Source organism: Streptomyces sp. NRRL S-495 (genome assembly GCF_000966955.1).
GTDB lineage: Bacteria > Actinomycetota > Actinomycetes > Streptomycetales > Streptomycetaceae > Kitasatospora > Kitasatospora purpeofusca.
Genome location: NZ_JZWY01001046.1, coordinates 1 through 275, shown reverse-complemented (window position 1 = coordinate 275; position 275 = coordinate 1). Strand labels below are relative to the sequence as shown.

Sequence of the window (275 nt, the reverse complement as noted above, 5' to 3'; positions counted from 1 at the left end):
TCGTGCCAGGTGGCGCAGGCGGCTTCGACCCGCCCGGCGGCGAGCTGGCGTTCGGCCAGCTTGTACAGGACGACGGCACGGGAGCGGGACTCGGCCCGTGACCTACGGGCGGCGGACGCCTCCAGGAGCTCGATCGCCCTTGCCGGATCGCCGAGTTCGGCCTCGACGAGGGCGCGTTGATGGTCCCACGAAGCCCGGTGGTAGTCACCGACCGGCGGCGGCGGACCCGTCACGTCCGTCAGGAGGTCGCGGGCACCTGTCTCTTATACACATCT

1 pseudogene is annotated in these 275 nt (G+C 70.9%); it reads right to left on the bottom strand.

Features of this window, described 5'->3' with window-relative positions:
* A pseudogene (locus VR45_RS38670) lies at positions 1–233 on the bottom strand (hypothetical protein); the annotation flags it as partial.
* Positions 234–275: the final 42 nt, after the last annotated feature.